Consider the following 26,596-nt stretch of genomic DNA (forward strand, 5'->3'; position numbering starts at 1 on the left):
GGAATCGTCACGATGTTTACCGGAATTGTCGCGGCCGTCGGCCGCATCGAAACGATCGCCCCGCTCGGCACGTCGGCCGATGCCGGCGTGCGCCTGACCGTGCAGGCCGGCGGGCTCGACCTGGCCGATGTCGCGCTCGGCGACAGCATCGCGATCCAGGGCGCGTGCATGACGGTGATCGAAAAGACCGACGCCACCTTCGACGTCGACGTGTCGCGCGAAAGCCTGAACCGGACGGTCGGCCTCGCGCAACCCGGCGAAGTGAACCTCGAGAAGGCGCTGCGCGCGCACGATCGCCTCGGCGGGCATATCGTGTCGGGCCATGTGGACGGCCTCGGTACCGTCACGCGCTTCGCGCCGGTCGGCGAGTCGCATGAACTGCGGATCGTCGCGCCACGCGAACTCGGCCGCTATCTCGCGTACAAGGGCTCGATCACGGTGAACGGCGTGAGCCTGACCGTCAATACGGTCGACGACCGCGCGGACGGGTGCGAATTCTCGATCAATCTCATTCCGCATACGGTCGAGGTCACGACGCTGCGTCACGTGAAGGTTGGCGACAAGGTCAATCTTGAAGTCGACATGATCGCGCGGTATGTGGAGCGGATGCTGTCGGCGTCGCAGGGCGTGCATCAGGACTGATCGGGCAACGCCGTCCCATATATGAAATGACGGCTGACGGTTCGGCCTCGTTGCCTAGGCGTCGCCGCAGCCCCGTCGCTCCGCCGAGCGTTGCTCCCGCCCTGCTTCGTGCCGGGCCACCCCGTCGGCGGTCCGAAGCGACAGCATCGTGATCGCGTTCGCTCGATGCCCGTCCGGCCGGCCGACACCTGGCCGAACAGCCAACGACGCGCACGGGTCATGCCGCCGCGCTAAGATGCGTCGACAGCGGTTTCCATGCCGCCACGTACGACGCGCCGCGTCGCGGCCGCCACTCTTCCCATTGGAGTCGTCCCCATGTCCATCTCGATGTACCAGGCTTCGCTGCCCGTCCTGATCCGCGGCCTCACCAACCTGCAGCACATCCTCGGCAAGGCGCAGGCCCATGCGGCCGAAAAGCAGATCGATCCGTCGGTATTCATCGGCGCACGCCTCTACCCGGACATGCTCCCGCTCGTCCGCCAGGTCTACATCGCGACCGACACGGCCAAGGGCTGCGCCGCGCGGCTCGCCGGCGCCGAGATCCCGAGCTACCCGGATGTCGAGCAGACCTTCGACGAACTGCATGCGCGCATCCAGAAGACGATCGACTACCTGAAGAGCTTCGACGCCGCGCAGATCGACGGCAGCGAGGCGCGCCAGATCGTGCTGAAGATGCGCGTCGGCCCGATCGAGTTCACCGGCCAGTCGTATTTGCTGAACTTCGTGCTGCCCAATTTCTTCTTCCACGTGACGACCGCGTACGACATCCTGCGCCACAGCGGCGTCGAACTCGGCAAGCTCGACTACCTCGGCGGGCGCAACGAGCACGCGTGACGTGCGGCCGGGCCATGCCCGGCCCGCAACCGTCCGCACCCGCGCGCAGGCCGTCCGCGGCGCTTTCCGGAGTGCTCGCCGACCCCGCGCGGCCCGCGCCGGCCGAAACGCCGTCCGGCTGGCGTAAAATACGCACTTTCCTCTTTCTCGCCCCCTTATGACGCTCGCCTCCACGCTCGACATCATCGCCGAGCTGAAAGCCGGCCGGATGGTGATCCTGGTCGACGAAGAAGACCGCGAAAACGAGGGCGACCTCGTGATCGCCGCCGAATTCGTCACGCCGGAAGCGATCAACTTCATGGCCAAGTACGGCCGCGGCCTGATTTGTCTGACGTTGACGCAGGAACGCTGCAAGCAGCTTCACCTGCCGCTGATGACCTATCGCAACGGCACGCAGTACGGCACCGCGTTCACGGTCAGCATCGAAGCGGCCGAAGGCGTGACGACCGGCATCTCGGCCGCCGACCGTGCGCACACGATCGCCACGGCGGTCGCGCACGACGTGCGCCCCGAACACATCGTGCAGCCGGGCCACGTGTTCCCGATCATGGCGCAGCCGGGCGGCGTGCTCGTGCGCGCCGGCCATACCGAGGCCGGCTGCGACTTCACCGCGCTCGCCGGGCTGACGCCGGCCGCGGTCATCTGCGAGGTCATCAAGGACGACGGCACGATGGCGCGCCTGCCGGACCTGCTCGAGTTCGCGAAGGAACACGACCTGAAGATCGGCACGATCGCCGATCTGATCCAGTATCGCAGCCGCACCGAATCGATCATCGAGCGGATCGCCGAGCGCACGATGCAGACGGCGCACGGCACGTTCCGCGCGGTGCTGTACCGCGACCAGCCGAGCGGCTCGCCGCACATCGCGCTGGTGCGCGGCACGCCGTCGCCCGACGTCGATACGCCGGCGCGCGTGCACGAGCCGCTGTCGGTGCTCGACCTGCTCGAGACGGGCGTATCGACCCACTCGTGGACGCTCGACGCGGCGATGCGCGAGATCGCGGCACGCGACCTCGGCGTGATCGTGCTGCTCAACTGCGGCGATACGAAGGAACACCTGATCGACGTCTTCAAGGCGTTCGACGAGGAAGAAAAGGCCGCTGCGCTCAAGCGCCGGCCGGTCGATTTCAAGACGTTCGGCATCGGCGCGCAGATCCTGCGCGATGTCGGCGTCGGCAAGATGCAGGTGCTGTCGAATCCGCGCAAGCTGGGCAGCATGTCCGGCTACGGCCTCGAAGTCACGGGCTTCATTCCGATGCCCGGCGGCGAAGCCACGTCCTGCCCGGCGTCCCACGCGTAACCCGCCACGGCGCTTTCGCCCTATAACCGTTCATCCACACCACGGACCAGATCATGGAAATCGGACAATACCAACCGAATCTCGAAGGCGACGGCCTGCGTATCGGCATCGTGCAATCGCGCTTCAACGAACCCGTGTGCAACGGCCTCGCCGACGCGTGCGTCGAGGAACTGGAACGCCTCGGCGTCACCGGTGAAGACGTGCTGCTCGTGTCGGTGCCCGGCGCGCTGGAAATCCCGCTCGCGCTGCAGAAGCTCGCCGAAAGCGGCCAGTTCGACGCATTGATCGCGCTCGGCGCGGTGATCCGCGGCGAGACCTACCATTTCGAACTCGTGTCGAACGAGAGCGGCGCGGGCATCACCCGCATCGGCCTCGACTTCAACCTGCCGATCGCGAACGCGGTCCTGACGACCGAAAACGACGAGCAGGCCGTCGCGCGCATGACCGAAAAGGGTCGCGACGCCGCGCGCGTCGCCGTCGAGATGGCGAACCTGACGATGGCGCTCGACCAGCTCGGCGACGACGAGGACGAAGAAGAAGACGAAGACGACGAAGAGGAGCGCGCATGAAGAAGAGCGCCCGCCGACAATCGCGCGAGCTGGCGACGCAGGGCCTGTATCAGTGGCTGCTGTCGAACGCGCCCTCCGGCGAGATCGACGCGCAACTGCGCGGCGCGCTCGGTTACGACAAGGCTGACAAGGAACTGCTCGAAGCGATCCTGCACGGCGTGATCCGCGAGCATGCGACGCTCGTCGAAGCGCTGACGCCGTCGCTGGACCGTCCGATCGATCAGCTGTCGCCGGTCGAACGCGCGGTGCTGCTGATCGCGACGTTCGAACTCACGCACCATGTCGAAACGCCGTACCGCGTGATCATCAACGAAGCCGTCGAACTCGCGAAGACGTTCGGCGGCTCCGACGGCTACAAGTACGTGAACGGCGTGCTCGACAAGCTGGCCGCGAAGCTGCGCCCCGCCGAAACGCAGGCGCGTCGCAACGGCTGATACCGTTTGCTTGTCCACGGGCGCGCAAGCGCCCGTTTTTCATTCTTTTCCCCTCCGCCCTGCCCGCCGATGAATACCACCGCCGATTCGCTCGTCACGCTCGCCGCACGCGTCGACGCGATCCAGCCCTTCTACGTGATGGAACTGATGAAGGAGGCACAGCGGCTCGAGTCCTTGGGGCGCGATGTTATCCACATGGGCATCGGCGAGCCGGATTTCACCGCGCCGGAGCCGGTCGTCGAGGCCGCCGCGGCCGCGCTGCGCCGTGGCGTTACGCAGTACACGAGCGCGCTCGGCATCGCGCCGCTGCGCGAGGCGATCGCCGCGCACTACGCGCGCGCGTACGGCCTCGCGATCGCCCCCGAGCGGATCGTCGTCACGGCCGGCGCATCGGCCGCGCTGCTGCTCGCGTGCCTCGCGCTGGTCGGCCGCGACGACGAAGTGCTGATGCCCGACCCGTCGTACCCGTGCAACCGGCACTTCGTCGCGGCGGCCGAAGGTCGCCCGGTGCTCGTGCCGAGCGGCCCGGACGCGCGCTTCCAGCTCACCGAAAACGACGTCCGCACGCACTGGAACGACCGCACGCGCGGCGTGCTGCTCGCGTCGCCGTCGAACCCGACCGGCACGTCGCTCGAACCGGACGAACTGAAGCGGATCGTCGAAGCCGTGCGCGCACGCGGCGGCTTCACGATCGTCGACGAAATCTACCAGGGGCTCAGCTATGACGCCGCGCCCGTGTCGGCGCTGTCGTTCGGCGACGACGTGATCACCGTGAACAGCTTCTCGAAGTATTTCAGCATGACGGGCTGGCGGCTCGGCTGGCTCGTCGTACCGCCCGCGCTCGTCGGCACGTTCGAGAAGCTGTCGCAGAACCTGTTCATCTGCCCGTCCGCGCTCGCGCAACATGCGGCACTTGCTTGTTTCGAACCCACGACACTCGACATCTACGAAACACGCCGGCACGAATTCAAGCGCCGCCGCGATTTCATCGCACCGGCGCTCGAGCGGCTCGGCTTCACGGTGCCGGTGATGCCGGACGGTGCGTTCTACGTGTATGCGCATTGCGGCGGCGTCGCCCACCCGGCGGCCGGCGACAGCGCCGCGCTCACGCAGGCGATGCTGCACGACGCGGGCGTGGTGCTGGTGCCGGGCATGGACTTCGGTGTCCATGCGCCGCGCGACTATATCCGCCTGTCCTATGCGACCGCCTACTCGCGGCTCGAAGAGGCCGTCGACCGGCTCGCGACGCTGTTCGGCCAGCACTGATCTGACTGACGCCACGGCCGGCGCACCGGCCGCTTCAGGCACCGCCAATAGAAAAAGGCACCCGAATCGGGTGCCTTTTTCATGTCCTGCCGGCCGGAGCCGCACGGAGCGCGTGACGCGTTACGCGCCGAGCTCCGAACGATCGCCGTGCGACTGCTTCGCGGTATCGACGCTCGCATCGTCCTGCGACGCCGCTTCCTTCGGCGCCGCCTTGACCGACGTCGTGCCGTCGAGCGTCGCATGCACGCGCTTCGCGCCGCCTGCCGCGGCCGTCACGGCTGCGGTGACGATCGGCTTCGCGGGTTGCGCGGGCGCCTGCGGCGCGTTGATCGGCACGCTGCGGCCACGCGCGACGTCGCGCAGGCGGCCGCGTTCGGCCATCACCTTCGAGCCGTAGCCGTTGTCGTCGGGGTTCGTCGAGCCGTTGTACAGGCGCAGGCCGCTCGCGAGCGAGCCGCCGCGCGCGATGCAGTCCTTCAGCACCAGGGCGCCGACCTGCAGGTTCGCGAGCGGTTGCAGCGCGGTGTCGGTGCCGCCGAAATACTCGAACTTGTCGGAGTGAACCTTCGACATCACCTGCATCAGCCCCTTCGCGCCGACGCCGCTCTCGGCGTACGGGTTGAAGCCCGATTCGATCGCCATCACGGACAGCAGCAGCAGCGGATCGAGGCCGACGTCGCGACCGGTCTGGAACGCGGCCTTGACGAGCTGGCCGAGCGGCTCCTGCGCGACGCGGTAACGGCGCGACAGATAGGTCGCGACGAGCGCCTGTTCGCGGTTCGACGCGAGCGCGCGATCGTCGCGGGCATCGGCCGCCACGCGCTGAATCGGAATCAGCTTGGCCAGTGCGACCGGCGACGGGCCGTTGCGGGCCGGGTCGGACGCATCGCTCTGGGCGCCTTGAGCGCCCTGAGCGGCGGTTTCCGGCGCGACATCGAGGCCGACCGCAAGCGCATCCGCTTCGGGCGTGTCTTCCTGCTGCGGCTGCGCGCCAGCGGGCGCGAAGTTCGGCAGCGGATGGCCGGACAGCAGACGGGCCGGACCGGCCTGCACGGCCGCGGACACGACCGGCATCAGCTTCGCGGCGAGCGTGCCGCGGACGGTTGGCAGTAGCCACAGTGCAAGCGCAACCGCGACAGCGAAACAGCCGACAACGCTGAATAGATGGTGACTGACACGCGTCCCGCGACGCAGCAAGTTGCGCACGATTTGCGCATGCTGCTCAGTGGGACGCCACGATAACCAAGCGTTCATTCAGATCATCTCCCATGAACATGACTCGTGCGGCTCGCTCAGCTCGATGGCGAGACAGAAAACGCGCCGCGGAATCACGACGCCGCACGCCTTGGTTGGGACGCGCAAGCATCGGGGAAACGGTATAAGTACCGTTCGAGGCCACGGTGTAAGAAGGCCGGCGCCTTCGCACACTGGGCGAGGCGGGCATACGCGGTGGCACCCACGCAAAAAACCAGCGTCTGGTGGCGCTGGCTGGGACTACGACATAAGCCGTCGAAGACGCCGTGCAGGATTCGGCGGACGGTGACGCGCTGCGTCAAAGATCGGTGATTGGCGGCTCGAAGCCTTTTACCCTGCAGCCAATGTGAGCGGATTCTAGCAGGGTTTTATAGATCGTCAACACTATAAAAACTCAAATCTATAACAAAAAGTAATTTAACACCCCTCTTCAGAACGCAATCCCCGTGCCGTAGGGGGTTTGCGCGCGGTCGACTTTTTCTCCGCCGGGGCGGTCGCGCGGCTGCCCGGGGTAAAATCGTCGGTCGATTCGGGGTCGTAGCCAGCCGCTGCCCCGCCCATCGCTGCCCGTCCCTGCGGGTGGCTCGGACCTTCTTCATGAAATACAAAGACTTACGCGATTTCATTCAGCGCCTCGAGGCGCTCGGCGAGCTGCGGCGCGTCACGCAGCCCGTGTCGCCCGTGCTCGAAATGACCGAGCTGTGCGACCGCGTGCTGCGCGCCGGCGGACCCGCGCTGCTGTTCAACGCGCCGCCCGGCCATGCGTTCCCGGTGCTCGGCAACCTGTTCGGCACGCCGCGCCGCGTCGCGCTCGGGATGGGCGTCGATGCGGGCGACGATGCCGCGCTCGGCTCGCTGCGCGACCTCGGGCGCCTGCTGTCCGCGCTGAAGGAACCCGATCCGCCGAAGAGCCTGAAGGACGCCGGCAAGCTGCTGTCGCTCGCGAAGGCGGTGTGGGACATGGCGCCGAAGTCGGTGTCGTCGCCGCCGTGCCAGGAGATCGTCTGGGAAGGCGGCGACGTCGATCTGAACAAGCTGCCGATCCAGACCTGCTGGCCCGGCGATGCGGGGCCGCTCGTCACGTGGGGCCTGACGGTCACGCGCGGGCCGAACAAGTCCCGCCAGAACCTCGGCATCTACCGTCAGCAGTTGATCGGCCGCAACAAGCTGATCATGCGCTGGCTCGCGCATCGCGGCGGCGCGCTCGACTTCCGCGAATTCGCGCTGCAGAACCCGGGCAAGCCGTATCCGGTCGCGGTCGTGCTCGGCGCCGATCCGGCCACGACGCTCGGCGCGGTGACGCCGGTGCCCGATTCGCTGTCCGAATATCAGTTCGCCGGCCTGCTGCGCGGCAGCCGCACGGAGCTCGCGAAGTGCCTGACGCCCGGCGTCGACACGCTGCAGGTGCCCGCGCGCGCGGAGATCGTGCTCGAAGGCTTCATTCATCCGCAGGAAGGCGCACCCGGCCCCGCTCCGGCCGGCGCGCCGCCGCGCCCGGCCGGCCATGCGGCGGCCGCATACGAGCACGCGCTCGAAGGGCCGTACGGCGACCATACCGGCTATTACAACGAGCAGGAGTGGTTTCCGGTGTTCACCGTCGAGCGCATCACGATGCGCCGCGACGCGATCTACCATTCGACCTACACGGGCAAGCCGCCCGACGAGCCCGCGGTGCTCGGCGTCGCGCTGAACGAGGTGTTCGTGCCGCTGCTGCAGAAGCAGTTCACGGAAATCACCGACTTCTACCTGCCGCCCGAAGGCTGCAGCTACCGGATGGCCATCGTCCAGATGAAGAAGAGCTACGCGGGCCATGCGAAGCGCGTGATGTTCGGCGTGTGGAGCTTCCTGCGGCAGTTCATGTATACGAAGTTCATCGTGGTCGTCGACGAGGACGTGAACATCCGCGACTGGAAGGAAGTGATCTGGGCGATCACGACGCGCGTCGACCCCGTGCGCGACACGGTGATGGTCGACAGCACGCCGATCGACTATCTCGACTTCGCGTCGCCGGTGGCCGGACTCGGCTCGAAGATGGGGCTCGACGCGACCAACAAGTGGCCGGGCGAAACGAGTCGCGAATGGGGTCGCCCGATCGAGATGGACGCGGCCGTGAAGGCGCGCGTCGACCGGCTATGGCAGGAGATCGGCCTCTGACGCCACGCGGCCGGCGCGCGCCGGCCCGCGCATCGCACTTGCCGCACGCACCCAGAAGATGAGCTTTCCGCCCGCCTCCATGCTCTCCGACGGATTCTTTCTGTCGCTGTCGTTGTGTCTCGACATCGGCCTCGTGAACGTCGCGATGCTGTCGCTCACGCTGTCGCACGGCTTCCGGCCGGGCTTCTGGCTCGGCGTCGGGTCGTGCGTCGGCGATCTCGTCTACGCGGCGCTCGCGCTCGCGGGGATGGCCGTGCTGCTGCAGTTCGAACCGGTGCGCTGGATCGTGTGGATCGGCGGCGGCGCGGTGCTGCTGTTCCTCACGTGGAAGATGGCGCGCGAAGCGTTGACGCCCGCGAAGTCGGCCGACGACGACGCGGACGATGCACCTCCGCCGCGAGCGAGCGCACGACGCAGCTTTCTGCGCGGGATGCTGCTCGCGATGTCGTCGCCCAGCGCGATCCTGTGGTTCGCGGCGGTCGGCGGCGCGCTGATCGCGAAAGCCGGTGCGACCACGCCGGCCACCGCGTCGGTGTTCCTGTCGGGCTTTTTCCTCGGCGGCCTCGCGTGGACGCTGTTCATGTGCACGCTCGCGAGCCAGGGCCGCAAGCGCGCGGGCGCCGGGCTGATGCGTGCGTGCCACGTCGCATCGGCGCTGCTGTTCGCGTACTTCTCGTACAGCGTGATCGTCGGCGGCTACCGCGACCTGATCGTACACGCGGCGTAATCGCGGTCGCGCTGCCGCGCCGGCCACCGCGCCACATGTGAGCCCCAATGAAAAACGGCGCAGCGCCCCTCGCGGGACGTTGCGCCGTTTTGCCGCGCGCGGTCAGGCCGCGCGGGACGAATCAGCGACGCCAGTAGCCATGATGGCCCCAGCCGCCGTAACCATGGCGCCAGTACGGGCGACCGTAGTAGCCACCACCGTAGCCGCCGACGACCACCGCGGGCGGCGGCGCGTAGTAGGCCGGCGCCGGCGCGTAGTACACGGGCGGCGGCGGCGCGTAGTACACGGGCGGCGGCGGTGCGTAGACGGGGTAAGCGGGTGCGACCGGGATGCCGATGCCGACCCCGATCGACACGTGAGCCTGCGCGGCGCTCGCGGCACCCAGGCCCAGCGCGGCGGCGGCGATGAACGGAATGAGCTTTTTCACTTCGATTCTCCTGCTGGAGCGGTATTTTAGGCGCTCCTGTCGGCAACGGCGGGCATGCACGTCGCATGGAAGCAATGTAGCGAAAACCCGCCCCGCGCGTATCGTCCATTTGTTGCAAATTGCAATTGCACGCGGCCGCAGCGGCCGTCCGGCGCGGCGCCCGACATGGGCCGCGTTCCTTGCCGGTCGCGCGATTCCGTCCGAGGGATCGGGTCGCGGCACGCCGACCGGTCAGTCTTACCGGATCCGGCGGGCGCAGCGGGCACGCGTACGTAATGAACGATTACAAATTCGAGACAACATGCCGACATTTCAAGCGGGATGCGGCGGCGCAGCGTTTCGGGGTCGGATTCCCCGATCCTGATTCGGCCACGCTACCAGACACCAGACACACATCGACCGCCCCGCGTACCGGTAATTCATACGCGCGACCACCCTGCAACCGGCCTTCCGCGAAATGGCCGTCATTCCTGCGATACTGGCGGTTGCTTCGTTTTTGCTGACATCCGCCGCCATGCCGCTTCCCGACACACCCCGCCTCGGCTTCATCGGCGCCGGCCGCCTCGCGCGGTGTGTCGCGCAGCGTTTCGCGCAGGCCGGCTTCCCCGTCGTCGCGATCGCGAGCCGCACGCCCGCGTCGGCCGCCGGCCTCGCCGCGCGCATCGCCGGTTGCCGCGCGGTCGACACCCCGCAGCAGGTGGTCGACGCCGCCGACCTGATCTTCGTGACGACGCCCGACGATCATCTCGCGTCGAGCGCCGCGGCGCTGCGCTTCGACGCATCGCGCGCCGCCGGCCAGGCGCTCGTCCATTGCAGCGGCGCATCGCCGGTCGCGCTGCTCGATCCGGCGAAGCAGCAAGGCGCGGCCACCGGCGGCTTCCATCCGCTCTATCTGTTCGGCGGCACCGACGCCGACCTCGCGCGCATCGACGGCTGCTCGGTCACGATCGAAGCGGACGGTGCGCTGCATGCGACGCTGCTGCGACTTGCCGCCGCACTCGGCTGTCATCCGCTGTCGATTCCGGCCGGCGGCCGGATGCTGTATCACGCGGCCGCCCACTACGCGGCGAGCTTCGCGCTGTGCGGGCTGTCGGAAGCGGTCGAGCTGTGGCGCGGCCTCGGTTTCGACGAGGACGCCGCGCTGCGCGCGCTGTTGCCGATGCTCACCGGCACGATCGAGACCGCGCGCGACAAGGGGCTCGCGAATGCGCTGGCCGGGCCGGTATCGCGCGGCGACACGGCCATCGTCGAGCGCCAGCTCGCGCTGCTCGAAGCGCGCGGCGGCGATCACGCGATGCTGTACGCGCTGCTGACGCGCCGCGCGGTCGCGCTCGCGGCGAAGCGCGCGCCGCCGCCGGCATCGCTGCCGGCGCTGGCCGAAGCCGTCGAAACCTCGCTGGCGCGGATGGCCGCCCACCCCGCCGCGCCCCCCTCCCCGTCGCGCGACGAGGCGTGATAAGGTGTCGGCCGATGCGCCGCCAACCGGCGTTGGCGGCCGCACGCTACTGACTGTATAAAAAGGATGCCAACGATGTTCGGCGAGATCGCCCGTTTTCTGCTCAATACCGTCTTCACGCTATTCGGCGCCGCGCTGATTCTGCGCGTCTGGATGCAGGCCGTCCGCGTGCCGCCGTACAACCCCGTCACGCAAGCCGTGCTGCAGGCGACCAACTGGCTCGTGCTGCCGCTGCGCCGCGTGATCGCGGGCGTACGCGGCATCGACTGGGCCAGCGTCGTCGCCGCACTGCTCACCGCGCTCGTCTATGTCGTGCTGATGGTCGTGATGGCCGGCTTCGATCCGGCCGCCGTGATCGCGACGCTCGTCGTGGTCGCGCTGCTCACCGTCGTGAAGTGGGCGCTCAACCTCGTGATCTGGATGACGATCCTGATGGCGCTGCTGTCGTGGCTCAACCCGCGCTCGCCGGCAATGCCGATCCTCTACCAGCTCACCGCGCCGTTCCTGAACCCGCTGCGCCGCGTGATCCCGAACCTGGGCGGCATCGACCTGTCGCCGATCCTGCTGTTCGTGATCGTGCAGGTGCTGCTGATGATCGTCACGCGCGCCGCCGTGTCGCTGACGATGTTCGGCATCTGATCCGGCGCGACACCTACGCTGCCGGCCCCTGCGCCGGCGGTGCGCCGAGCGTGTCGATCACGCCGAACTGCGCGGGCATCATCGCGTAGCACACGCGCACTTTCTCGTGCGACAGCCGCTCGAGCAGCCGCTGCGCCTCGTCCTCGGTGACGACGAATTCGACCTCGATCGCGAGCGAACCCTGCAGTTCGAAGAAGCGATCCTCGTGCAGCACGCGATGCTGGCCGAAACCTGCCATCGCGCGAAACGCGGAACCGCCCGCGACGCCCATCCGGTTCGCCTCTTCCAGCAGCCATTCCCACAGCGGCTTCCAGTGCAGCCGGTGCTGCTCGTGCACGTAGAAGCGCAAAAAGACCCTGTCCATCGCTCCCTCCGATGGCGGCCCGCTCAGGCCGCCGCGAGCCACGCGCGCGCGGTCCACATGCCGAGCGCCGTCAGCGCGAACGATCCAGTCAAGTGTAGGACAGCCACCGCCAACGCCCATCCGAATTCGCCGTCGAGCGCGTGCGTCATCACTTCGACCGAATAGGTCGAGAACGTCGTGAGGCCGCCGAGAAAGCCCGTGATCACGAATAGCCGCCATTCGGGCGGCAACCCGACGCGAACGGTGAATACGACGGCGGCCATGCCGATCACGTAGCCGCCGAGCAGGTTCGACACGAGCGTGCCGAGCGGCACCGCGGGAAAGACCGCGTTGAGCGCGAGACTCAGGAACCAGCGCAGCAACGCGCCGAGGCCGGCGCCGACGAAGATCGCGACGATCGAATAGAACAAGGGCACCTCTCACGGACGACGCCACGCGGCGCACGCGGCTACGCTGAACTGTATGCGGAATCGCGCCGCGCCGGCAATGCCGACGGGCCGTGCAGGCAGACGGCGGAGCGTGTCGCGTTCGCATGACGCGTTTCACGATTTCCCTGCGCGCGCCGTCGTGGATATTTACCGGACAATTACATCCGACATTACAAACCGATTTTTAATTTGCCGATTATTTATCAGCTGTTTAAAAACCGATAAAGCAGTTCGATCGTGCGCACAGGTTAACCCTGCACAACGCTTGTCCCATCGAGGTTCCACGTACTTTCCCTTATCAGACATTCCCGTATCCAGTCGATATTCGATGTCGTTATCGTCGTCGATTTCGTAGAATTGTTTCGCCACCCTACTCCATCGACATGGAGACTCGAAAAATGAACAATATCCGCCTGTCATCCATGTTGATCCCGGCGCTGTGCGCGTCGCTGCTCGCGTCGGGCGTCGCGCTCGCCGACGGCAACGGGCCGCCGTCCTACGTCGAAGGCAACCGCGCACCGAAAGGATTCGCGCGCCCGCCGTTCCACACGAAGCCACGCGCAAGCACCGCCACGATCGCCGGCCTCACGCCGGCGCTCGCGCGGCATGCCTACGGGTTCGACGCGATCGCGAACCAGGGCGACGGGATGGTCGTCGCGATCGTCGACGCGTACGACGACCCGAAGATCGAAGCCGATCTCGGCGTGTTCAGCACTGCGTTCTCGCTGCCGGCCTGCACGTCGTCGAACGGCTGTTTCACCAAGGTGTATGCCCACGGTGCGCGGCCCAAGCCCAATGCAGGCTGGTCGCTCGAGATCTCGCTCGACGTCGAATGGGTGCATGCGATCGCGCCGAAGGCGAAGATCGTGCTCGTCGAGGCGGCATCGGCCAGCTTCAGCGACCTGATGGCCGCGGTCGACGTCGCGGTCAAGCGCGGTGCGTCGGTCGTGTCGATGAGTTTCGGCGGCAACGAATTCAGCAGCGAGACCGGCTTCGACAGCCACTTCAACGTACCGGGCGTGACGTTCGTCGCGTCGTCCGGCGACAGCGGCACCGGCACCGAATACCCGGCCGCGTCGCCTTACGTGGTGTCCGTCGGCGGCACGACGCTGTCGTCCGATACGGCCGGCAATTACATCGGCGAGACGGCGTGGAGCGGCAGCGGCGGCGGTGTGAGCAGCGTCGAAGCCGAGCCGGCCGGCCAGACCGCGTGGCCGATTCCGGTGGCCGGCAAGCGCGGCGTGCCGGATGTCGGTTACGACGCGAATCCGTCCAGCGGTTTCGCGGTGTACGACTCGGTCACCTATCAGGGGCAGGCCGGCTGGTTCCAGGTCGGCGGCACGAGCGCGGGCGCGCCGCAATGGGCGGCGCTCGTCGCGATCGCGAATTCGCTGCGCACGGCGGCCGGCAAGGCATCGTTGAGCGGCGCCTACGACACGCTCTATGCGGTCGGCAAAACCGCGTACGGCAGCGACTTCCACGACGTGACGACCGGGTCCAACGGCAATTGCGGCAGCGTCTGCAGCGCGGCGGGCGGCTACGACTACGTGACGGGCCTCGGTTCGCCGATCGCGCCAGCGCTCGTGCAGGCGCTCGTCGCGCGGCCGTAATCGCGCGCTTCGGCCGATCCGCCCAGGGTACGCGGCGCGCGGCTCAGCCGCCGCGCCACGCGCGGTCGAGCGCGTTCAGCGTCGCCAGCGCACCGCCCTTCAGCCCGATCACGTCCGCCCGGCGCGCATGCGCGTCGCGCGCGTTGATGCGGATCATGTCGGCGCCGAGCCGTTCGCTCAGCAAGCGCACGGTCGGAATCGCGGTGCCCGCGCCGATCTCCACCACAGCGACGCGCCCGGCCTGCGCAATCCACTCTTCGAGCGCGCGTTCCTGCACGTCGTAGCGCGCACCGAGCCAGCCGGTGTCGCCGAACATCAGGATGTTGGGCCGCGCGAGACCGCCGCAGTGCGGGCAGCGCGGCATGTCGCCCACGAGGCGGCACGTCGCTTCGTCGACCTCCGGCACGAACGGCGCCGCGTCCCACGTGGCGTCTGTGCACGGGCGCAGGCACTGCATCGCATGAATCGAGCCGTGGATCTCGACGATGCGCGCCGGATCGAAGCCGGCCTTCTGGAACTGGCCGTCGACGTTGCTCGTCAGCACGAAGCCGCCGTTCGGCATCGCGTCGATCCAGCGGCGCAGGATCGCGAAGCCCGCATGCGGCGCCGTCGCGCGGTAGAGCGCGAGACGGTGCCCGTAGAAGCCCCACGCGAGCGCCGCACGCGCACGAAACGCGTGCGGCGACGCGATCTCGTGGAATTCGAAACGCTCGTGGCGCAGCGCCGGATACGCGCGCCAGAAGCCGTCCGTGCCGCGAAAATCGGGCAACCCGGAATCGACGCCGATGCCCGCGCCAGCCGTGACGAGCAATGCGTCGGCGCGCGCGAGCGCGGCGACGGCGGACGCGACGAGCTCGGCGGGAAGCGGCGCGGCGGCGGAGTCGGCGAGATCTGCGGGACCGGAAAGCGGCATGATGGGAAAGCGGTGGCGTCGAACGTTGCGCGAGTGGCCTGGCGATCATACGCTCATACGCCGGTTCGGGCGTCGCGCCGCATCGGCGACGCAACTGTGTAGCGCTGCGCACGTGCGGCGACCGGCAATGCAATGGCCCGCCGTCCGCAAGCGCCGCACCGGCGATACCGCGACGCGGCGCCCATGCTTGCTCAGCGAGCCGATTCGTCGTGTGCAACCGGGATCTCGTCGCCCGCGAAATAGACCGGCTTGCCGAGTTGCCGCGCGAGCGCGACGTCCGCATCCGCCCCGCGCGACGCACCATCGATGCGCAGTACCGCATCGCAGCGTCGCAGCAGCCGGTGCGCGGCCGGATACAGGAACGTTTCGCCGATCGCGTCGCCCAGTTGCGTCGACCCGGCCGCGGCCGCGAGCGGCAACGACACCCATTCGCCGATCATCGGCACGTGCCCGCGGCGATACACGGCGAGCGCCGCCGCTTCCAGCCGGTGCAGGTTCGCGGCGATGCGCGCGGGGTCGCCGTCCGTGCCGCTGCGATACGGGCCGGCGATCAGCACGAGCCGCGGCGTCATGCGGCGCGTGCGCCGGCGGTTTCCCGCAGCGCGACGTACTGCAGCAGCATGATCGTCTTCGCGTCGACGATCTCGCCGCGCTCGACCGCGTCCAGCGCCGCCCGCAGCGGCATCTCGACGACCTCCAGATCCTCGCCCTCTTCCGCGACGCCGCCACCCGCGCCGGTGCGCAGCGACGCATCGTATTCGCCGACGAAGAAATGCAGCTTCTCCGTCACGGAACCCGGGCTCATGAACGCCTCGAACACCTTGCGCACGCCGCGCACGCGATAGCCGGTCTCCTCCTCGGCCTCTGCGCGGATGCGCGCCTCGGGCGTTTCGTCGTCGAGCAGGCCGGCGGCCGCTTCGAGCAGCATGCCGTCGTGTCCGCTCACGAACGCCGGCATCCGGAACTGGCGCGTCAGCAGCACGTCGCCCGTTTCGGCATGACGCAGCAGGATCGTCGCGCCGTTGCCGCGGTCGTAGGTCTCGCGGCTCAGGCGCTGCCACGTGCCGTCGCGGCGCAGGAAATCGAACGTCACCTTGCGCAGCACATACCAGTCGTCGGACAGCACCGTCGTATCGACGATGCGCACCCGCTCCCGCGTTGCAGCCATTGCAGCCTCCGGTTCGACAAAGGACGGCGCCCATGGTAACGTGCACATTCGTGCAATTTCAAGAATTTTCGTGCAAACACGATGCTGACGACGCAACGGAAGAAGGCGATCCTCGACGCGCTCGCGCGCGACGGCCAGGTGCTGGCCGCCGAGCTGAGCGTGCAATTCGGCGTGTCCGAAGACACGGTGCGCCGCGACCTGCGCGAGCTCGCGGCCGACGGGCTGTTGCAGCGCGTGCATGGCGGCGCGCTGCCGGCGTCGCCGGCCGTCGCGCCGTTCGCGCAGCGCGAGGCGCTCGAAACCACGGAGAAGCGGCGCATCGCACGGCGGGCCGCGCAGATGATCGCGCCCGGGCAGGTGGCGATCGTCGATGGCGGCACGACCTCGGCGCTCCTCGTCAGCCAGTTGCCGGCCGACCTGCGCGCGACGATCGTCACGCACAGCCCGAGCGTCGCGGTGGCGCTCGCCGCGCATCCGTCGATCGACGTGATCCTGATCGGCGGGCGGCTCTACAAGCATTCGATCGTCGCGGTCGGTGCGGCGGCGATGGAAGGCATCGCGCGCATTCATGCGGACCTGTATTTCATGGGCGTCACGGGCGTGCATCCGGTCGCCGGCCTGAGCACCGGCGATTTCGAGGAAGCGGCGATCAAGCGCGCGCTGGCCGAACGCGCGGCCGAGACGGTCGTGCTCGCGTCGCAGTCGAAATTGCGCGCGGCATCGCAGTTCGTGATCGGCGACATCACGCTGGCGCAGACGATCGTCGTCGAAAAGGAAACCGACGCCGCGCTGACGAAGCCGATCGAGGCCGCGGGTGTGACGGTGGTGCGCGCGTAGTGCACGGTGGCCCGGCTGCGTCGAATCGGTTGTGGGGAGGGGATGGTGCGTCGTCGCGCCCATGTCAGCGTGCTGACAGGCACCGCTTGCTAACATGGGCGATCGCCCGATCGCCACGTGCCCCCCGATGCCCTCATCCCCCGCCACGACTCCCACGACACCGCCCGCAGGCGACGCACCGCCGCCGGACGTCCTCGCGCTGTTCATCGCGTTCGCGGAGATCGGCCTGACCAGCTTCGGCGGCGGGCTCAGCGGGCGGATGATGCGCGATTTCGTCCACGAGCGACGCTGGCTCGATGAAGAAGCGTTCCTCAACGGTCTCTCGCTGTCGCAGGCGTTACCGGGCGTCAACGTGAAGAATCTCGCGATCTGGATCGGCTACCGGCTCGCCGGATGGCGCGGCGCGGTGGCCGGCTTCACCGGCATCATCGCGCCGCCGGCCGTGCTGATCGTGCTGTTCGGCGTCGCGTTCTCGACGCTCACGCGCTTTCCGCTCACGCATGTCGCGCTCGCCGGCGCGGCGGCCGCGGCGATCGGGCTGTCGATCTCGATGGCGATCACCGCGGTGCGCCGGCTGCCGCGCCGCGTGCTGCCGTTCGCGGTGACGACGCTCACGTTCGTGTCGGTGACGGTGCTGCACTGGCCGCTCGTGTGGACCGTGCTGATCGGCGGCACGCTGAGCGTCGCGCTCGAATACCGCCGTGCAGCCGCCGCGCCGGCCGGGAGCGATGCACGATGAACGCGTCCGCGCGTTACACAGCGCTGTTCGGCGTGTTCGCGCCGCTGTCGATCGCGACGATCGGCGGCGGGCAGGCGGTCATCGCGGATATCCAGCGGCAAGTCGTCGACGTGCATCACTGGATGAGCGCCACGCAATTCTTGAACGACTTCGCGATCGCACGGATGGCGCCGGGCCCCGGCTCGCTGCTGGCGACGCTGATCGGCTGGCAGGTGGCCGGTTTCTGGGGTGCGGTGATCGCGACGCTCGCGCTGTTCGGCCCGACCGCGCTCCTGATCTACGGCGTCGCGCATCTATGGCGGCGACACCGGGGCGCGCGCTGGCAAATCGCGCTCGAAACCGGCCTGCGCCCGGTCGCGGCCGGCATGATCGTCGCGTCGGCGTGGGTGCTGGTGCAGGCGCTCGACGGCGGCTGGGCCGCTCGCGCGATCGCGGCGGCGTCGACGCTGTGCGTGATGTACACGCGCGTTCATGCGCTGGTGCTGATCGCGATCGGCGCGCTGCTGCTCGTCGGCGTGCACGCGCTCGGCGGCGTGTAGCGCGGCGCCGCCGCCACCGCGCGACGTTGCCTGGGCGCCTGTACGGCCTGACGCCTAGACACCGCGGAACACCGGCACCGATTCCGATACCGCGTGAAATACGTCGTACGCATGGGCATGCAGCTCGAACCCGATACCCGGCGCCTGCGGCACGCGTGCGTATCCCGCGTCGACGATTTCGCCATCGGCCAGTCCGCTGAACGGATGGAATGCGAGCGGGCTGACTTCCGCCCCGCCGAGCCCGAGCGCCGCGACGACGTGCAGCGAGAACAGATGACCGGCGTGCGGCCAGAACGCGTCGCGCCGCCAGCCGCGCGACACGAAGTGATCGACGATCTGCAGATAGCCCGACAGCCCGTAGCTGTGCACGGGATCGAACACCAGCACGTCGCGGTCGGCACGCAGGCCGCCGTAACGGTCGAGCAGCTTCGCTTCCGCGAGCGAGAACAGCGCTTCGCCTGCCGCGATCGGCGATGCGTATCGCGTGGCGACGTCTGCCTGGAGCGGCAGGTCGAGCGGATCGCAGATGTCCTCGAACCACCAGAGATCGAACGGCGCAAGCATGTTCGCCGCCTCGTAGGCCGTCGTCGCGTCGTACGTGTTCATCGCGTCGACTGCGAGATGCGAAGGGCTGGCGAGCTGTGCGGCCGCGGCGTCGATGCGGCGCCGGTCCTGCTCGAAATCCGCGCCGCCGATCTTGATCTTCGCGTGCGTGTAGCCGAGATCGACGATCCGGCGCATCTCGTCCGACAGGCGCGCGAGATCGTCATGTGGATAGCGGTAGCCGCCACCCGCGTAGACGCGCACGCGCGACTGCGGCGTGCGTCCGAGACGATCGGCGAGGAAGCGATGCAGCGGCAGGTCTGCGATCTTCGCGGCGGCGTCCCAGATCGCCATGTCCAGCGTGCCGACCGCGACGCAGCGTTCGCCGTGCCCGCCCGGCTTCTCGCCGGCCATCATCGCGCGCCATGCGCGGAACGGGTCGAGGTTCGTGCCGGCTTCGTCGGCGAGTGAGTCGGCGGCAGCCAGCAGGCGCGGCGCGAACCGTTCGCGGATCAGGCCGCCCTGCGCGAAGCGGCCGATCGACGCGTAGCCGTAGCCCGTCACCGGGCGGCCGTCGCGCACGACGTCGGTAACGACCGCGACGACGCTCGTCGTCAGGCCGCCGGACGGAATCGCCGGATCGGCATAGCGGGATACGGGAATCGCGCGTTCGTGGATCGCGGTGATGCGCATGGTCGGGGCTCCGGAGGGGCGTCCGGCGCAGGCGGAAGGTTCATGCGCTGCAGCGGAAGCGGTGGGCGGATCGCTGCATCTTAGGGGTTTGCGTGACGGTGTGCAGGACCGGTGGCGAGCGTCATCGTGTCGTCGCCGGACAACCGTGCGTTCAATTCGTCATGGATTGCGGCTGGATAACGAAGCGCGCCAAGCCTGTGGCTGCCCTCAGCGCGCTGTTTCCGAACCCGGGACGACTTTTATTGAACCGGAATCCTCGCTCGCCCCTCCCGGCTTCGTGAACCGCGAAGACGTGGGGCGATGACGGTATGCAGGGGTTGGATAGAATCGACCGCCCGCTCAGGCGAAGACGAAGTACTTGCGCACCGTCTCGACCACTTCCCACGTCCCTTTCATGCCGGGCTCGATCACGAACACGTCGCCGGCCTTCAGATGCACCGGCTCCTCGCCTTCCGGCGTGATGATGCAGTAGCCATCGAGGAAGTGGCAGTACTCCCATTTTTCGTAGTTCACCTCGAACTTGCCCGGCGTGCAGATCCAGGTGCCCATGATCTTGCTGCCGTCCTTCGAGACGTACGCGTTGAGGTTCACGGTGTGCGGATCGCCGCCGATGCGCTTCCACTTGGTCGCATCGAGAACAGGCGTCGGGCAGGTTTTGCGCAGAACGGTGATGAAATCGGACATGTCGGCTCCAGACTGACGATCGTATGAGAGGCCTGTCACGTTAGTTCGAAAGCTTTACCAGGGCTTGTACGCTTCCGACACCGACTCGTCCATTTTCGACATTGGCTGGCAGGCCAGTCGGGCCGCAGCAGTTTCGATACCGGCGGCCCAGACGCCCCGCTTGCCATCCCCACCCGAACCCCTGTAGAATCGCCAGTTCTGCGGGCGTCGTATAATGGCCATTACCTCAGCTTCCCAAGCCCCGGCGCGTTAATCAGAGCCACTGTCTACGCGCATTCTCACGTCATAATTTCTCCCGGCTCCACGAAGAACCGCTGTTCATGCGGACTTCACTGCGATGCCAGTTTTCACCCCAGCTATAATTTCAAGAAGCTGCAAGTCAGGCTGACTTGTCGTGCACGCATCCATTGATGCGTTCCAGCTGAGCTCCCCCACCCCACTGCACGAAATGACGTGCACGCGCGACACCACGCACCAATCCGACGACTACGCCGACCATAGTCTCAAGCCACACACCGGGAACACGCCGAAAGCAGAGCAAGATCCCCTTGCAGACAGATCACCACACCAACAAAACGAAAATTTCAATAAAATCAATGTGTTATGCAAACCACAAACGTTTGCGAGAACGCAGCAACATCGCCTATTCACTCTGATTCACTCTGATTCATTCCGATTCACGCGAATTCACGCCAGATACATCTTCGGAAATATCTCTGCAACAGGGCATTTGACAGCAGCAGGATTAGTGGTACATTTGTGCCATCGATGACTCCGCAGGATGAATCATGGCCAGCAGCAAAGAGAAAGTTGCGACGCCCCCTGTTATCTCGCACATCTCGCTCACTTCGTTTTTGAACCAACTGCGGGATATGGGCACCGTCCCGATGCGCATCGACAAGACGTTGATGCCCAAAGCATCCGGCTCTCAGCAATCCGGCACGATCTCGGCCCTTCGTTTTCTTGGGCTCATTGACGACACCGGAAAACCCAAAGATCACTTCAAAAGCATTGTCTTAGCCGACGACGATGCGCGTAAGGAGCCGCTTAACAAGATCTTTCGCGAGTCGTATGGCTTCTTGTTCGATGACCCCGAATTTGATTTGAGCCATGCCAGCTCAGGTCAAGTGATGGAAAAGTTCAAGACGTGGGGAATCAACGGAAGCACCCTCACGAAGACCATCGCGTTTTTCCTCTCCGCAGCCAAGGAATATGGAATTCCAGTGTCTCCGCACGTCAAGGCGCCCGCAGCACCGAAGGGCACCAATGGCGGCACGAGGGGGAAGAAAGGCAAGGTCGGCACCGACGAATCCCAGGTCAGCGCGGGGAAGGCGATCGACTCGACGGATGAGGTTGCCCCTGGACTCGAGGTTTTTTCGATTCCTCTGCCCGGCAAGTCCACTGCGAAAATCATTGTGCCAGCCGGCCTAGATGCTGACGATTGGGCAATGCTGCAAACGATGCTCGGGGCTTACATCCAACGCTGGAAGGGCTTTAAGCCCGAAGGGAAAGAATGAAAAGAAGATGATTCGGCCCCGGTTACATAGCTCGCAGTAGCCGGGCCGGAAAAAACAACGCCCCCAACACCTTGATCTCTGCCAGGAAATCGAAACGTTGGGGGCGCCGGCGAGCAGAAGACAGCGCGTTAAGGCGTGCCTCTGTCACCCACAGTTATCTGCCGATAACCCTTGTAGTCTACGCGACAAGGGAGCTGGGGGCAAGAATCGCTTTCAACCTCCTTACATGGAGGGGTTTATGCCCAACCTCGCTCACGAGCAGGCAAAGACCGTCTTCGTGCGTAACTACACCCGGATTCGCTTCGGCAATCTGGAACATGTGTGCTCGCACTGGCGGTCCGCACCCGGTCAGTTGAGTTTCAACTTCGACTGATCAACAACGAAACGATTCGGGCTCCCAAGGGAGCCCGCTTCTTTTTGCTAGCGGAAGGGCATCACTTCTTACCCTGTGGCTCGTGCTTGTCCTTGATCATCTGATAGTACGTGCTTGCACCGGCCTTCGTCAGCTTCACCTCGGCGATGAACTTCTCGATGATGTCCTTCCGGGTCACATCCTTGACGGTCCGCATCCGCTTGTAGATTTCTGTCGCCAACTCCATCTTCGTCGGCGTAGCCTGTGCCGCATTCGCTGCGGGATCATTTCCTGTCGAACTGGCTGCCGGAGTCACCGGCTTCTGATCACCGGCAACCGTCTTGCCCGCTTTCTCGTCCTTGCTCGTTGCACTTTGCTTCTGATCGACCACGATCGCACTCCATTCGTTGAACGTGCGTCCAGGGTCCAGCAGGCAGCCCTTCGAGACAACAGCGAGCGAGCAACCTCGACCGACGCGACGGCGACCACCGCGAAATCCGACGAGGAACAGTGACAGTTTTCACGTCACCCTCGCCTGCGCCTCCCCTATCCCCTTGATCTACCGGGGATTTCCTAGCTCGATCATCAGCTTTCCTAGATTCTGCCGTAGGGCCGACTCGTGGTCGGCCCTGTCCTTCTAGCAGATAAGTCGCCGCTTTATCAACACAGAAAAAACACTGATCTACAAATCATTGAACATCGCGGCGCGTTATCCGAATCACTGATCAGTCGTCGATGGGTTTGAGCGGGATGATGCCCTCGTCCCTATCGAACGGATTCGGTTCGATCGGCTGAGGCTTGGGCGTCCTCGGCGTCTTAAGCAATTCTTGACGACGCTGACGAGGAGTGAGCTCTTCCCACTTCTTCGCTGGCTTCGCATCGACGTGCACAAACTTCATCCGCCTCGGCTTTTCGGGCGTCTCGGTCACGACCATCATATTTCCGCCATCGAGCAGATTTTGCTGGACCCGAACCTCGGTCATCCTTTTCACGAAGCTCTTCCGATACCCTTCCATCAACTCAATCGACTCCAGATCGAGCATGTACTTGTAAATCTTCTTCACTCCTTCGTACTTGCTCGTCTTCGTGGTATCGAGACCAAGCATCTTCAGGAAGCCCTTCAGCTGGAGCATTGGCTTGTCCCGCAAATCATCGCGAACACGTGCCTGAAGTACCAACCCAATTTGCTGGACGTGCAATTCAACGGCATCGATGAATGCGCCGAGCGTCCTCGATTCGAACTCGGCAAACGTATCCAATTGCCCATTCTCGTCCAGCACCCCAGCAGCACGAAGCAGCGTCTTCAGCAGCTTGCACTTCCTGACGTAATCATCGCGCTCCGTTACCGACACACCTTGCTCATACAAGGCAAACTGGTTCCGTTGGTACTTGTTGGCAAAGAATACCGAATAGAACCACACGCATTCACGAAAACGCCCACGGTTATCCAGCCGCGCCAGATCGACCGTAACCTCCTTCACACCATAGAACTGCTCGATCTGGTGCCGAGCGATCTGTGCCTTCTCGTTGATGGTCACGGTCTGCTTATCGCACAGTTCATGGTAGCGCTTGCGGGAGATACTGCCAGCTGACGCGATCGCCATGAACTCCTCGACTACGACCAGCTTCTTCGCCCCGTAGTACTCCTTCTGCAACTTCTTGGGATCAAGTGTAAGTTCGTGCTCGGCTTCACGAATCTCCCATCCTTCGCGCTTCTTCAATTCGATGAAGTGCTCGCGTACATTATTCAGCGAAGCATGGCGCATGGACTTCACCTGGGCGTAGACCTCGATCAACTTGTCATTCTCGTGATATTCCGGACGCCCATGCCAGTCAAACCCCTTCAGAACTTCGGGCAATTCCCCCCTCGACAAAATGCTCTGCCGGATCGCATCGACTTCGTATTCCAGATACAGGCGGGCAGAGGAAATCCACACATGCTGTTCATGCATGTTGCGCACCCGTGCGAGTTGCTGGTCCATTTCGAAATGCGTCGTGACAGCTGCTTCAAAGAAGCCGATCACGTGGGTAAATTGAGGCAGCTCATCGGGAATATTGATGTCCACGCCTGTACCGACAGATGGAGACACAATCAGCACGTCGTACCTGGCCGACGTCTCCTTGATCGTCGCGATGAAATTGCGACCCTCTTCTGTGGTGGAGTTATCCGACGTAATGATCACGATCCTGATCTGATCCCCAAAACGCTGGTGCAGCAGCCTCTTGAGCGCCTTCGCCCGATCCTTAGAATTGCACGCGATGAATTGCTTCCCGCCGCCCCCAACGACCGAAATCGTATAGTCGGTCAATGTCGCATCGCTGTTGTAGAGATGCACAACATGCCTCGGCTGCGCCGGGTCCAGATTCTTACGGAAGCGATTGACGTAAAAACGCACAGGACCCTTATCGTCCCGAAGCAGTGCTGTGACATTGAAGGTCAACCATCCCAAATCGGCATCACACAACACTACCTGTTTCGCCCGGCGAATATAGAGATGCAGCTTCTCGAAGCAAGGCTTCCGCTTGCCCGCCAACGTACTCGACAACACATGCGAAAAGACCTGTTCGCTCTCGTCAATTAGCACTACGTCGTACTTGTTACGACTAGCGTTCAGATAATGGCTCAGACTGTCCAGGCACACCACGCAGTACCTGAGAATTGCGGTCCGGTCCTGAAAGTATTCCAGTTTTTTGAGATAGCAATGCATCTTCAACCGGTCCGCGAGTGATTCCGCCAAGGCCTGGCGGTGCACGATCAACAGCACCGACTTCCCTTGTGCTTTGTACTGCTGTACAGCCCGCTCCAACCATTGCGTTTTTCCCGTTCCCTTCGGACTCCGAATTCCATTCACCCCATCACCAAGTTCCGGGAAACTGGCTTCATCCAGATAGCGCGAATCACGCGTGAACACCGATTTCGGATCCGGCATTTCGTGATATTCGGCGGGGGCGTCGTCATCGAGCCATTCCGACGGATGCTGCTGCTCCTCGTAATCGATCTCAATCAGTCCGTCTTCGAACGAGTAAAAATCATACTCGTGGAGATGCGACCGGCGATTCCATTGCGGCCAAAAGGTTTGCGCACAGGCGCTGCAATATACACCGTTCTGCCCAGCCTTCGAAGTCACGACGAATGCGCTTGCATGCTTGTCCACGTGACGAGGACAAAAAACACGTACTCCCCGTTTCAACTCATGAAGCAGGTAGGTTCCGTCGCCATCGGTCGTGATCATCTCGTTGCTATCGAGCGCGACCGATGACCGGCTATTGGCAAGACCATCCGCAGAGATCGCGCGCCCGTCATTGTGAATCTCGTTCTCACCCAGCTCAATCACATACTCGACCTGCTCCAACGGGAGCACGCGATCAACGCGATGGACCTCGCAGTTTTCCGATCCGTAGAACAAACGACTCGCGTCCGTGCAGGAACGGTCGCCCCCGAACATACGAACGATGCCGGTATAGGCCAGCTTCATCCGCTGCTCAGTCTCGACCGGCTTCTCCATCAAGAACACAATCCGGAACCGGTGCGCGTCCGGGCGATGGCTCGGCGTCGTATAGATGAACCAGCCGAATTTCTGGAAGAACGGATGCACGAGCACTTCGTCGATGGTCAACCCGCAATCGATATCGACCGCCAGCACCTGCATGCACTCGAAGTTCTTGGACTTCCGAGGCCCCTTCAGCCAAGCACAGAAAGCGAATCCCGACATCACCTCGCCAATGAATTCCTCGGGGGCAAGCTCGCGATTCACGAACTTATAGGTGGCGTGCGACCAGCCTATGTCATGACCGGGAACAATCTTGTTCTTGACGTGCCGATTGATCGCGACCTTCAGCGTCGCAATGCTGGATACGGAGATGGGCGAACTGGAATCATGCGCGTCGCTTGTTTCGACGGCAATTTGACGCGGCTGGGACGCAGAACGGACTTCTTTTCGAACCATTACAAATCTCCATAATGAAAATGAAAGATTTGGCTAATGGTTCCGGGCTTCAAGCAGAGGAGCAAACGTGAGATAGGAACCACCGACCAGCTACGCCGCACGATCTGGAAATCGTTCGGTGCAACTGGTCCGAGTGCACTATCTTTCCCAACCGCCCAGTTTCACACTGGGCCAGGTTCCTGAGAGAACCTAGAGCAACGTACGGTTCTAGTCTTTCCCGTTGCTGGATGGGTAATGGATCCCGCGTCCGTATCGTGTCTGTTTCCACAACCGAAGCGCGAAATGTCCGCCGCTTGCTCACTCCTCGAGCCAAGGAAGCAGACTACATGATCCAGCCCCTGATTGTCAAATCACTGGTCTGGACCGCACCGTCAGACAAGCGCGCCGGATGTTCAATGATTTGTAGGTCAGTGTTTTCTCTGTGCTGTTAAAGCGGCGACTTATCTGCGACGACCGAGAATCAACGTCACCAACAACGATGGTTCCACCCAATAATTTCATTTACCTTTCACATCGCCCAATCGGCGCGACCATCCTATTCGACCAATGCGCGGGGTGTT

General features: G+C 64.9%; 27 protein-coding genes. 16 read left to right on the forward strand and 11 right to left on the reverse strand.

Going from position 1 to position 26,596, the window contains the following annotated elements; translation table 11 throughout:
• Positions 1-12: 12 nt before the first annotated feature.
• From J8I33_RS21675 to J8I33_RS21700, 6 genes are all read left to right on the forward strand, one after another.
• Positions 13-642, forward strand: a complete 630-nt coding sequence (locus J8I33_RS21675; protein WP_050011612.1) for a riboflavin synthase — start codon at positions 13-15, stop codon at positions 640-642.
• A gap of 315 nt (positions 643-957) precedes the next feature.
• Positions 958-1,476: a DUF1993 domain-containing protein gene (locus tag J8I33_RS21680; RefSeq protein ID WP_050011613.1), complete on the forward strand. Its 519-nt coding sequence runs from the start codon at positions 958-960 to the stop codon at positions 1,474-1,476.
• 157 nt (positions 1,477-1,633) lie between these two features.
• Positions 1,634-2,776: a bifunctional 3,4-dihydroxy-2-butanone-4-phosphate synthase/GTP cyclohydrolase II gene (ribBA, locus tag J8I33_RS21685; RefSeq protein WP_050011614.1), complete on the forward strand. Its 1,143-nt coding sequence runs from the start codon at positions 1,634-1,636 to the stop codon at positions 2,774-2,776.
• Between the two features lie 53 nt (positions 2,777-2,829).
• Positions 2,830-3,345, forward strand: coding sequence for a 6,7-dimethyl-8-ribityllumazine synthase (gene ribH, locus J8I33_RS21690; protein ID WP_006476661.1), 516 nt, complete (start codon positions 2,830-2,832; stop codon positions 3,343-3,345).
• Positions 3,342-3,779, forward strand: a complete 438-nt coding sequence (nusB, locus tag J8I33_RS21695; protein WP_050011615.1) for a transcription antitermination factor NusB — start codon at positions 3,342-3,344, stop codon at positions 3,777-3,779. Before ribH ends, nusB begins: the two co-directional genes overlap by 4 nt.
• A 69-nt stretch (positions 3,780-3,848) precedes the next feature.
• Positions 3,849-5,045: a pyridoxal phosphate-dependent aminotransferase gene (locus tag J8I33_RS21700; protein WP_209926507.1), complete on the forward strand. Its 1,197-nt coding sequence runs from the start codon at positions 3,849-3,851 to the stop codon at positions 5,043-5,045.
• Between the two features lie 120 nt (positions 5,046-5,165).
• On the opposite strand, the gene J8I33_RS21705 is transcribed toward J8I33_RS21700, so the two are convergent.
• On the reverse strand, positions 5,166-6,299 hold the full coding sequence (locus tag J8I33_RS21705; protein ID WP_209939044.1) for a lytic transglycosylase domain-containing protein: 1,134 nt from the start codon (positions 6,297-6,299) through the stop codon (positions 5,166-5,168).
• A gap of 597 nt (positions 6,300-6,896) precedes the next feature.
• On the opposite strand from J8I33_RS21705, the gene J8I33_RS21710 reads away from it, so the two are divergent.
• Together J8I33_RS21710 and J8I33_RS21715 are read left to right on the forward strand one after the other, a co-directional pair.
• Complete coding sequence (locus J8I33_RS21710; RefSeq protein WP_209939045.1) at positions 6,897-8,453, forward strand: UbiD family decarboxylase; 1,557 nt, start codon at positions 6,897-6,899, stop codon at positions 8,451-8,453.
• A gap of 58 nt (positions 8,454-8,511) precedes the next feature.
• Positions 8,512-9,180: a LysE family transporter gene (locus tag J8I33_RS21715; protein ID WP_050011619.1), complete on the forward strand. Its 669-nt coding sequence runs from the start codon at positions 8,512-8,514 to the stop codon at positions 9,178-9,180.
• A 121-nt stretch (positions 9,181-9,301) separates the two neighbouring features.
• Here J8I33_RS21715 and J8I33_RS21720 read toward each other — a convergent pair whose 3' ends face one another.
• Positions 9,302-9,607: a hypothetical protein gene (locus J8I33_RS21720; RefSeq protein WP_124680278.1), complete on the reverse strand. Its 306-nt coding sequence runs from the start codon at positions 9,605-9,607 to the stop codon at positions 9,302-9,304.
• 514 nt (positions 9,608-10,121) lie between these two features.
• On the opposite strand from J8I33_RS21720, the gene J8I33_RS21725 reads away from it, so the two are divergent.
• Both J8I33_RS21725 and J8I33_RS21730 read left to right on the forward strand, forming a co-directional pair.
• The gene (locus J8I33_RS21725) at positions 10,122-11,063 is read left to right on the forward strand and encodes a DUF2520 domain-containing protein (RefSeq protein WP_209939046.1); all 942 of its coding nucleotides are present in this window, start codon (positions 10,122-10,124) and stop codon (positions 11,061-11,063) included.
• Positions 11,064-11,138: 75 nt separating this feature from the next.
• Entirely contained in the window at positions 11,139-11,702 is a 564-nt protein-coding gene (locus tag J8I33_RS21730; RefSeq protein ID WP_006488584.1) for a YggT family protein, read from the forward strand.
• A 13-nt stretch (positions 11,703-11,715) separates the two neighbouring features.
• Here J8I33_RS21730 and J8I33_RS21735 read toward each other — a convergent pair whose 3' ends face one another.
• Together J8I33_RS21735 and crcB are read right to left on the reverse strand one after the other, a co-directional pair.
• Complete coding sequence (locus J8I33_RS21735; protein ID WP_050011622.1) at positions 11,716-12,066, reverse strand: DUF190 domain-containing protein; 351 nt, start codon at positions 12,064-12,066, stop codon at positions 11,716-11,718.
• Positions 12,067-12,089: 23 nt separating this feature from the next.
• A complete protein-coding gene (crcB, locus tag J8I33_RS21740; RefSeq protein ID WP_050011623.1) occupies positions 12,090-12,476 on the reverse strand; it encodes a fluoride efflux transporter CrcB in 387 nt (128 codons plus the stop codon).
• 416 nt (positions 12,477-12,892) lie between these two features.
• Here crcB and J8I33_RS21745 point away from each other — a divergent pair, with 416 nt between their 5' ends.
• Positions 12,893-14,104 (forward strand): S53 family peptidase, encoded by a 1,212-nt coding sequence (locus tag J8I33_RS21745; protein ID WP_209939047.1) that lies wholly within the window; start codon positions 12,893-12,895, stop codon positions 14,102-14,104.
• A gap of 43 nt (positions 14,105-14,147) precedes the next feature.
• On the opposite strand, the gene J8I33_RS21750 is transcribed toward J8I33_RS21745, so the two are convergent.
• The 3 genes from J8I33_RS21750 to J8I33_RS21760 form a co-directional block, all read right to left on the reverse strand.
• Positions 14,148-15,017 (reverse strand): Sir2 family NAD-dependent protein deacetylase, encoded by an 870-nt coding sequence (locus J8I33_RS21750; RefSeq protein ID WP_209939048.1) that lies wholly within the window; start codon positions 15,015-15,017, stop codon positions 14,148-14,150.
• A gap of 191 nt (positions 15,018-15,208) precedes the next feature.
• The gene (locus J8I33_RS21755; protein WP_209939049.1) at positions 15,209-15,589 is read right to left on the reverse strand and encodes a DUF4406 domain-containing protein; all 381 of its coding nucleotides are present in this window, start codon (positions 15,587-15,589) and stop codon (positions 15,209-15,211) included.
• Positions 15,586-16,185, reverse strand: a complete 600-nt coding sequence (locus J8I33_RS21760; protein ID WP_089488230.1) for an NUDIX domain-containing protein — start codon at positions 16,183-16,185, stop codon at positions 15,586-15,588. The genes J8I33_RS21755 and J8I33_RS21760 overlap by 4 nt, the downstream gene beginning before the upstream one ends.
• 81 nt (positions 16,186-16,266) lie before the next feature.
• On the opposite strand from J8I33_RS21760, the gene J8I33_RS21765 reads away from it, so the two are divergent.
• From J8I33_RS21765 to J8I33_RS21775, 3 genes are all read left to right on the forward strand, one after another.
• Positions 16,267-17,022 carry a DeoR/GlpR family DNA-binding transcription regulator gene (locus J8I33_RS21765; RefSeq protein ID WP_209939050.1) on the forward strand — a complete coding sequence of 252 codons (756 nt, stop codon included), beginning with the start codon at positions 16,267-16,269 and terminating at the stop codon, positions 17,020-17,022.
• 127 nt (positions 17,023-17,149) lie between these two features.
• Entirely contained in the window at positions 17,150-17,761 is a 612-nt protein-coding gene (locus J8I33_RS21770; protein ID WP_209939051.1) for a chromate transporter, read from the forward strand.
• Positions 17,758-18,300: a chromate transporter gene (locus J8I33_RS21775; RefSeq protein WP_124556083.1), complete on the forward strand. Its 543-nt coding sequence runs from the start codon at positions 17,758-17,760 to the stop codon at positions 18,298-18,300. The genes J8I33_RS21770 and J8I33_RS21775 overlap by 4 nt, the downstream gene beginning before the upstream one ends.
• A 54-nt stretch (positions 18,301-18,354) precedes the next feature.
• Here J8I33_RS21775 and J8I33_RS21780 read toward each other — a convergent pair whose 3' ends face one another.
• Positions 18,355-19,536, reverse strand: a complete 1,182-nt coding sequence (locus J8I33_RS21780; RefSeq protein WP_209939052.1) for an enolase C-terminal domain-like protein — start codon at positions 19,534-19,536, stop codon at positions 18,355-18,357.
• A 339-nt stretch (positions 19,537-19,875) separates the two neighbouring features.
• Positions 19,876-20,220, reverse strand: coding sequence for a cupin domain-containing protein (locus J8I33_RS21785; RefSeq protein WP_027783759.1), 345 nt, complete (start codon positions 20,218-20,220; stop codon positions 19,876-19,878).
• 788 nt (positions 20,221-21,008) lie between these two features.
• On the opposite strand from J8I33_RS21785, the gene J8I33_RS21790 reads away from it, so the two are divergent.
• Both J8I33_RS21790 and J8I33_RS34770 read left to right on the forward strand, forming a co-directional pair.
• Positions 21,009-21,737: a DUF5343 domain-containing protein gene (locus tag J8I33_RS21790; RefSeq protein ID WP_186068987.1), complete on the forward strand. Its 729-nt coding sequence runs from the start codon at positions 21,009-21,011 to the stop codon at positions 21,735-21,737.
• 238 nt (positions 21,738-21,975) lie between these two features.
• A complete protein-coding gene (locus J8I33_RS34770) occupies positions 21,976-22,110 on the forward strand; it encodes a hypothetical protein (protein WP_256100556.1) in 135 nt (44 codons plus the stop codon).
• Between the two features lie 61 nt (positions 22,111-22,171).
• On the opposite strand, the gene J8I33_RS21800 is transcribed toward J8I33_RS34770, so the two are convergent.
• Both J8I33_RS21800 and J8I33_RS21805 read right to left on the reverse strand, forming a co-directional pair.
• Positions 22,172-22,480, reverse strand: a complete 309-nt coding sequence (locus J8I33_RS21800) for a hypothetical protein (RefSeq protein ID WP_209939053.1) — start codon at positions 22,478-22,480, stop codon at positions 22,172-22,174.
• Positions 22,481-22,814: 334 nt separating this feature from the next.
• On the reverse strand, positions 22,815-26,036 hold the full coding sequence (locus J8I33_RS21805; RefSeq protein ID WP_209939054.1) for a plasmid replication protein, CyRepA1 family: 3,222 nt from the start codon (positions 26,034-26,036) through the stop codon (positions 22,815-22,817).
• Between the last annotated feature and the right edge of the window lie 560 nt (positions 26,037-26,596).

The organism is Burkholderia sp. AcTa6-5 (genome assembly GCF_017815075.1).
GTDB classification, from domain to species: Bacteria; Pseudomonadota; Gammaproteobacteria; order Burkholderiales; family Burkholderiaceae; genus Burkholderia; species Burkholderia sola.